6 protein-coding genes are annotated in these 7,994 nt (G+C 74.2%); 3 read left to right on the top strand and 3 right to left on the bottom strand.

The features are described 5' to 3' along the window. Window positions 1–180: 180 nt before the first annotated feature. Both coaD and ACZ6ZT_RS12035 read left to right on the top strand, forming a co-directional pair. The gene (gene coaD, locus ACZ6ZT_RS12040) at window positions 181–624 is read left to right on the top strand and encodes a pantetheine-phosphate adenylyltransferase (protein ID WP_469718232.1); all 444 of its coding nucleotides are present in this window, start codon (window positions 181–183) and stop codon (window positions 622–624) included. A 197-nt stretch (window positions 625–821) separates the two neighbouring features. After that, the gene (locus ACZ6ZT_RS12035; RefSeq protein ID WP_469718228.1) at window positions 822–4,094 is read left to right on the top strand and encodes a TIM-barrel domain-containing protein; all 3,273 of its coding nucleotides are present in this window, start codon (window positions 822–824) and stop codon (window positions 4,092–4,094) included. Here ACZ6ZT_RS12035 and ACZ6ZT_RS12030 read toward each other — a convergent pair. The 3 genes from ACZ6ZT_RS12030 to ACZ6ZT_RS12020 are packed head-to-tail and all read right to left on the bottom strand — an operon-like array spanning window position 4,084 to window position 6,829. Next, window positions 4,084–5,451 (bottom strand): MFS transporter, encoded by a 1,368-nt coding sequence (locus ACZ6ZT_RS12030; RefSeq protein ID WP_469718223.1) that lies wholly within the window; start codon window positions 5,449–5,451, stop codon window positions 4,084–4,086. The genes ACZ6ZT_RS12035 and ACZ6ZT_RS12030 overlap by 11 nt on opposite strands. Continuing rightward, window positions 5,448–6,077 carry a TetR/AcrR family transcriptional regulator gene (locus ACZ6ZT_RS12025; RefSeq protein WP_469718219.1) on the bottom strand — a complete coding sequence of 210 codons (630 nt, stop codon included), beginning with the start codon at window positions 6,075–6,077 and terminating at the stop codon, window positions 5,448–5,450. Before ACZ6ZT_RS12025 ends, ACZ6ZT_RS12030 begins: the two co-directional genes overlap by 4 nt. Before the next feature lie 59 nt (window positions 6,078–6,136). Then, a complete protein-coding gene (locus tag ACZ6ZT_RS12020) occupies window positions 6,137–6,829 on the bottom strand; it encodes a hypothetical protein (protein ID WP_469718215.1) in 693 nt (230 codons plus the stop codon). Between the two features lie 224 nt (window positions 6,830–7,053). Here ACZ6ZT_RS12020 and ACZ6ZT_RS12015 point away from each other — a divergent pair, with 224 nt between their 5' ends. After that, window positions 7,054–7,971 (top strand): aldo/keto reductase, encoded by a 918-nt coding sequence (locus ACZ6ZT_RS12015; protein ID WP_469718211.1) that lies wholly within the window; start codon window positions 7,054–7,056, stop codon window positions 7,969–7,971. Window positions 7,972–7,994: the final 23 nt, after the last annotated feature.

Here is a 7,994-nt window from a genome sequence, read left to right as displayed (position 1 = left end):
CCACTCCGCTACTCAAACAGCTGCCAAACGCCCCCGACGGGACAAAACGCTCTTTAAGGGGTTGTTTCAGTCACCCGGACAGCTTCACAGACCGTGGCCGCGCCGAGCACTCGCTTTCTCCCTCCCCGCAACCGCTCGGCGCTTCACCACCGGGGGCGGCCCGTTGTTACCCTCCCGATCATGCGAGCCCTCTTCCCAGGATCCTTCGACCCGGTCACGCAAGGGCACCAGGACATACTCCGGCGTGCTGCCCTCCTGTTCGACGAGGTCGTCGTGTGCGTGATGTTCAACTCGGACAAGACGGGCCGCTTCCCCGTCGCGGAACGGCTGGACCGGCTCCGCCAAGCAGCGACCGACTTGGGCAACGTCACGGTGGACTCCCACACCGGCGGCCTGTTGGTCGACTATTGCCACCGAGCCGGAATCGACGTCGTCGTCCGCGGAGTCCGCGGCGTCACCGACCTGGACTACGAAATGCCGATGGCCCGGATGAACCATGAGCTGGCCGGAGTCGAAACGCTCTTCATCGCGGCGGACCCCGCCCTGGCTCACATCTCCTCCACCCTGGTCACCACGACGAGTCGAGCTGGAGGCCTGCCCCGCGGCTCGGGCCAAGCTCCGTAAAGATCAACGGTGTTACGGCTGGGCGCCGGCAGGCCGAATCCGGGATGCGGCGGTAGAACCCACCGGCGTGCTCAAAAGTGCGTGGTGGGCGATGACTTCGAGCAGGTTCCTTCAAAAACGCGGTTCGGGTCCGCTATCTTGCCGGGAGCATGCCAAAGCGGTGTGTCCGTGACCCGGACCGCACGAGGAGCTGCCCGATGAGTTTCATCGACCCACCACCCCGGCCCCGCCGCCCCCGCCCCCGCCGCGCCCCGTGCCGGTCCCCGCTCGCGGCCCTGCTCGCCGGTGCCCTCGCGGTCGCCGGTCTCGCCGCCGCCGGACCGGCCACCGCCCGCGCCGCCACCCTCCCGACCTCCCAAGCGGCCAGCGCCACCGCCCGCGCCGCCACCCTCCCGACCTCCCAAGCGGCCAGCGCCACCGCCGGGAACGTCACCGGCCTCTCCCGGGCCGGCGGCACCTTCACCGTCAGCACCTCCAGCGGCGCCAAGGCCCGCGTCGTCGTCGCCCGCGCCGACATCTTCCGGCTCTGGCTGTCCCCCGACGGCTCCTTCACCGACGACCCGGCCGGCTCCGACCTCGCCCCGACCACCGACTTCGGCCCGGTCGCCGCCACCTCCGCGGACGCGGGAACGTACTACCGGATCACCACCGGCTCCGTCTCCCTGCGGGTCTACAAGTCACCCCTGCGCTTCGCCGCCTACCGTGCCGACGACTCCACCCTCCTCTGGGAGGAGACGAAGCCCACCACCTGGGGCGGCGGCCACACCACCCAGTACCTGGCCCGCGGCGCCGACGAGCAGTTCTACGGCACCGGCCTGCGCCTCGGCGAATGGGCGCTGCGCGACAAGACCGTCCCGGTGGCCGTCGACAACAAGTGGCGCGAGAACGACAACGCCAGCCCCGCCCCCTTCTACATGTCCACCCACGACTACGGTGTCATGCGCAACACCTGGGCCCCCGGCTCGTACGCCTTCAACGCGCCCACCGCCCTCACCCACGACGAGAACCGCTTCGACGCCTGGTACTTCACCGGCGACTCCCTCAAGTCCGTCCTCGACGCCTACACCGACGTCAGCGGCAAACCCTTCATGGCCCCGGCCTGGGGCTTCGAGCTCGGCAACGCCGACTGCTTCAACGCCTCCAACCCCGCCTACCAGGGCGACCACGACCGCCTCCGCCACCAGACCACCCCCGATGTCGCCGGGTACGCCGCCGACGCCCGCGCCGCCGACATGCCCTCGGGCTGGTTCCTGCCCAACGACGGTTACGGCTGCGGCTACACCGCGCCCCTCAAATCCACCGTCGACGCCCTGAAGGCCAAGGGCTTCCAGACCGGCCTGTGGACCTCCACCGGCCTCGGCTCGATCGCCGACGAGGTCGGCTCGGCCGGCAGCCGTGGCGTCAAGACGGACGTCGCCTGGATCGGCGGCGGCTACAAGTACGCCTTCAACGGCGTTCAGCAGGCCGTCGACGGCATCGAGAAGAACTCCGACGCCCGCCGCTACGTCTGGACCGTCGACGGCTGGGCCGGCACCCAGCGCAACGCCGTCGTCTGGACCGGCGACACCAACGGCACCTGGGACGACATGCGCTGGCACGTCCCCGCCATCGCCGGTGCGGGCCTCTCCGGCCTCAACTACGCCTCCGGTGACGTCGACGGCATCTTCGGCGGCAGCCCCAAGACGTACGTCCGCGACCTCCAGTGGAAGGCCTTCACCCCGGCCTTCATGACCATGTCGGGCTGGGGCGCCACCAACCCGTCGGCCGGCTACCAGGACAAGCAGCCCTGGCGCTTCACCGAGCCGTACCTGTCCATCAACCGCAAGTACCTCCAGCTCAAGATGCGGCTGATGCCGTATCTCTACACGATGAGCCGCGTCGCCCACGACACCGGCGTCCCCAGCACCCGCGCCATGGTCCTGGAGTACCCCGACGACCCGGTGGCGCGCGGGAACCTCACCAGCGGCCAGTTCATGGCGGGCGACTCCTTCCTCGTCGCCCCCGTCGTCTCCGACACCTCCGTACGCGACGGCATCTACCTGCCCGCCGGGACCTGGACGGACTACTGGACGGGGCGGACGTACGCCGGACCGGGCTGGCTCAACAACTACCAGGCGCCCCTGGACACGCTCCCGCTGTTCGTCAAGGGCGGCGCCATCGTGCCGATGTGGCCGCAGATGAACTACACGGGCGAGAAGCCCGTCTCCACCCTCACCTACGACATCCACCCGCGCGGCGCCTCCACCTTCAGCCTGTACGAGGACGACGGCCGCACCCGCGCCTACCAGTCCGGCGCCTACGCCCGCCAGCGCGTCGACGTCACCGCCCCGGCCGCCGGCTCCGGCACGGTCAGCGTCTCCGTCGGCGCCCCCACCGGCAGCTACGCCGGACAACCCGCCTCGCGGGCTTACGAGTTCACCCTCCATGTCGCCTCCGCCCCCACCGCGCTCACCGTGGCCGGGACCGCGCTGCCCCGCCTCTCCTCGAAGGCCGCCTACGACGCGGCCGCCACCGGCTGGTTCCACGACCCCGCCGACCGTTCCGGCGTCCTGTGGGTCAAGACCGGTACGCGGACGGGCGCGTTCACCGTCACCGCCACCGGCACCTCCGTCCCCGCGGCCGAGCCGGTCCCCACCGGATCGGCGCCGATCCCGCAGACGGCATGGAGCCTGGTCTCCGCCGACAGCCAGGAGACGGCCGCCGAGAACGGCGCGGCCCGCAACGCCTTCGACGGGAACCCGGCGACCCTCTGGCACACCGCCTGGTCCTCCGGCACCCCGGCGGCCCTCCCGCACGAGATCCGCATCGACCTCGGCGCCCGCTACAGCGTCGACGGCCTCGGCTACCTGCCCCGGCAGGACGGCGGGGTCAACGGCCGGATCGGCGGATACGAGGTCTACGTGTCCGACTCCGCCACCGACTGGGGCGCCCCGGCCGCCACCGGCGCCTTCGCCGACACCCCGGCGGCCAAAACCGTCTCCCTCGCCCCCAGAACGGGCCGCTACCTGCGCCTGAGGTCGCTGACCGAGGCGGGCGGGCGCGGCCCCTGGACCAGCGCCGCCGAGCTCACCCTCACCGGCCGCCCGGCGCCGTTCCCCACCGACGCCACCCTCGTCAGCTCCGCCTCCGCGCGCTGCCTGGACCTCCCGCACAGCGCGACCGCCCCCGGCACCCGGCCCACCCTGTACTCCTGCCACGGCGGCCCGAACCAGCGCTGGACGCTGCGGCCCGACGGCCGGCTCACCGGCCTCGCCGGGGTCTGCCTCGACGGCGGCGCCGACCCCGCCGCCGTCACCGTCCAGGCCTGCTCCGGCGGACCCGGCCAGACCTGGCAGCCCGGCCCGGACGGCAGTCTCCGTACCGGCGGCCAGTGCCTGACCCCGGCCGGCTCCGGCACCGCCGACGCCACCGCGCTCACCCGGGCCGCCTGCGCGGGCACCGCCGCCCAGCGCTGGACCCTCACGCCCTGACCCGGGCCGCCGGGCCGGACGCCTCCCCCATGGGCGTCCGGCCCGGCAGCAGCGCCGCCGCGCCCAGCCCGGCAGCGGCCAGCAGGGCCGGCGCTACCAGTGCCGTACCGGCCGCCCCGGCCCCCGACGCCCCGCCACCGGCTCCCGCTCCGGCGCTCGCCGCCAGGGCGATCCCGACCGAGGGGCCGACGTTCATCGCGGTCTGCTTGAGACCGCCCACCAACCCGGCATACCCGGCCGGGGCATCACCCACCACGGTCCCGGTGGCCGTGACCATCACCGCCGCGAACCCCGCTCCCAGCGCCCCGAACGCCACCGGCCCGCCCGCGCCGAGACCGGCGATGCCCGCCACCACCAGGCCCGACCCGGCCAGCGCCGTCGCCCGGGCCCCGTACCGGCGCACGGCCCGCCCCGCCAGCGGCGCCCCGGCCACCATCAGCGCGGTCATCGGCAGCACCCGCACCCCGGCGCCGAGCGCGTCGAGGCCCCGTACGTCCTGGAGCTCGAACGTGGCCGTGTACAGCGCCCCGAACAGGCCCCCCGAGACCGCCAGCAGCAGCGCCAGCGACGCCGCCACCGGCCGCGACCGGGCCACGGCGGCCGGCACCAGCGGCCGTTCCCCGTGCAGTTCACCCCGTACGAAGAGCACCCCGAGCCCGGTCGCCGCGATGAAGCCGAGCCGCACCGGCGCCCCCGTCCAGCCGTGCTCCGGCACGCCGGCCAGCCCGTACACGGCGGCCGCGAGGGCCGTCGCGAGCAGGGCCGGCCCGGCCGCCGCCCCCAGCCGCCGGGAACCGGCACCCACCGGGGCGGGCGCGCGCAGGGCCGCCGCCAGTACGGCGATGCCCAGGGCGACGGGCACGTTCAGCACGAACACCGCCCGCCAGTCCAGCCGCGTGACCAGCAGCCCGCCGACCAGCGGCCCCGTCGCCGCGGCCACCGCGATCACCGCCGTCCGCACCGCGACCGCCCGCCCCAGCCGCTCCGGCGGGTAGGCGAGCCGCAGCAGGGCCAGCGTGGCGGGCTGCAACAGGGCCCCGAACAGCCCCTGTACGGCGCGCAGCGCGATCACCCAGCCCACCCCGGGCGCCCCCGCGATCCCGGCCGAGGCCGCCGCGAAGCCGAGCGCCCCCACCAGCAGCAGCCGCGGATGCCCGTACCGGTCTCCGAGCCGCCCGGCGATGACCAGGAAGGCGGCGACGGTGAGCAGATAGGCGGTGCTCGTCCACTGCACTTGCGCGGCGCTCGCTCCCAGTTCGCGGCGCAGGGCGGGCTGGACCACGATCAGCACGGTGCCGTCGAGGGCCACGAGCGCGGCGCCTGCGGCGCTGGCCAGCAGCGCGGTCAGCGGCCTCACGCGGGCCCCGGCCCGAGGTGCGCGTCGAGCGCGGCGCCGACGAGCCGGCCGGCGTACGCGCCGGGGTCCCCGTCCGGGCCGTCGCCCAGCACCAGCGGCAGGGCGCCCGTGCCCCACAGCTGGGCCACCCCGTGCAGGTTCGCCCACAGCGCGGCCGCCGTGAGCTCGGGGTCGGCCGCCCCGCAGCGGGACACGAGGCCGACGAGCATCCCGAACAGCGGCCGCGTCGACTCCCGCAGCCGGGGCCCTTCGGCGCCCTCCTGGCCGGTGCTGTCCAGCAGGTCGTGGCGGAACATCAGCTCGAACATGCCGCGCTGCTCCAGGGCGTAGGCCAGGTACGCCTCCGCCAGCGCCCGCAGCCGCTCCCGCGGCGCCGCCTCCCCGGCCGTCTCCCTGGTCGTCTTTCCGGTGGTCGCGGCGGCGAAGCGGGCGCCGAGCTCGGCGAACCCGCGCCGGGCGATGGCCGACAGCAGTGACTGGTGCGTGGGGAAGTACCGCCGGGGCGCCCCGTGCGAGACCCCGGCCCGCCGGGCGATCTCCCGCAGGCCGAGGGCGCCGGTCCCCTCCGCCGTGACCATCTCCACACCGACGTCGATCAGCCGCTCGCGCAGCGGGCTCTCATCCATAGACACTGTCTACCACCGGTCGGTAGACAGCGTCTATCCCTCCTGGGGTCGTGGCTTTGCTACGGGACGACCTGGAACGTGACGCTCCTGCTCCCCGACTGGCCCCAGTCGGTGGTGACGTCAGCCGTCAGGGTGTACGAACCGACCTCGCCGAGGCTGCCCCTGTCGAAGTTGAAGAGCGTGATGCTCGGCGGCCGGCAGCGGCCGCTGCGCTCCAGCTGCACCACCTCGCTGCCGCGCTTCAGCGTCCACTGCACGTAACAGCCCCGGTCCAGCTGCCCCGTGGCGTCCTGGACGTAGGTGTCCGCGCCCGGCTCGGAGCGCAGTCGGTAGGTGTCCGGTGCGACCTTTCCGCTCCGCCCCATGTCGATCCGTACGAGCAAGGGCCCCGTATGCCCCGGGGGCTGGGCCTTGGCGCTGGGAACGGTGTCGGGTGGCGGGTCGACCGGCCCCGGCAGCGGCTCCTCGGGCCCGGCGGTCTCCGGCGCCGGCTCGGAAGGAGGTTCGGCCGTACGACCGTCCTCGGCCGTACGCGTCCGGGTCGGCGACGGCTCGGACGCGGCGCCCCCCGCGTCGGCATCGGGCGGTGACACGGGCCGCGAGACGGACGGCACCGGCTCCCCGGCCCTGGGAGGAGATCCGTCCGCTCCGAAGAGTTCCTTGCCGGCCGCCAGCGCGCCGATGATCGTGGCGATGACGCCGATCACCACCAGCAGCGGATGCTCGGCCAGTTTCGTCTGCCCACCACTCAAGACGGCACCTTCCTCCCCGGCGCCGCCCCCGGTTCCGGCCCTGCCCCTGACCGCCGCGGCGACGCTGTGCGCAGCCGACCCTAACGCTCCGTGGTCCTCCCCGTGGCCGAATCCGCACAGCCGAAACCCGGCTCCGCGCCGCACCGGAACCCCCGCCCCCTCGCCGCCGATTCGCGCAGGCGAATTTGTGGCGTCGAGGGTCCCGCCTGACCGATCATGACCGCATGACTACGGAAACGATCACCGCCGCGGCGTCCGGCACCTTCAAGCTCGGCGACCTCGACGTCCACCGCATCGGCTTCGGCGCGATGCGCGTGCCCCAGACCGGGGCGGCCCTTCGGGCGGACGCCGTCTCCGGCGACCGCGACCGGGCCATCGCCGTGCTGCGCCGCGCCGTCGAACTCGGCGTCAACCACATCGACACCGCCGCCTTCTACTTCTCCCCCCTGCGCTCCGCCAACGAGCTGATCAACAGCGCGCTGGGCGGCCCCTACCCGGACGACCTCGTCATCGCCACCAAGGTCGGCCCCTCCCGCCTCCCGTCGGGGGAGTGGGCCGAGCACGCCGGCCCCGGCGACCTGCGCGGCCAGGTCGAGGAGAACCTCCGCCAGCTCGGCCGCGACCACCTCGACCTGGTGAACCTGCGCGTGGTCGGCGCCGCCTCCGTCGCCGAGCGCTTCGGCGTCCTCGCCGAACTCCGCGAGGCCGGCCTCATCCGCCACCTCGGCGTCTCCAACGTCACCCCGGAACAGCTCGCGGAGGCCCGGACCGTGGCCCCGGTGGTCTGCGTGCAGAACCCGTACGGCCTCGGCATGGGTTCCGACCAGGACGCGTTCGTCCGGCACTGCGGGGAGGAGGGCATCGCCTTCGTGCCGTTCTACTCGATCGCCACCACCGGCCGGGAGGGCGGCGCGAGCGGCGCGGAGCACGAGGAAGTGCTCGCCGTCGCCCGCGCGCACGGCGCGAGCCCCGCCCAGGTCCGGCTGGCCTGGACCCTGCACCGCGGCCCCCACGTCCTCGCCATCCCCGGCACCGGCGACCCCGGCCACCTCGCCGCCAACGTGGCCGCCGGCGCCCTCCGCCTGACGGCCGACGACCTGGCCACCCTGGAAGCCCTGCACCACCACACCGGCCGGGCCTGACCACCGGGCCCGGGACGGCGACC

The sequence above is a fragment of the Streptomyces sp. NPDC102258 genome (assembly GCF_055584685.1).
Note: the sequence above shows the minus strand (reverse complement) of the source record. Positions and strands in the feature narration are given on the sequence as shown.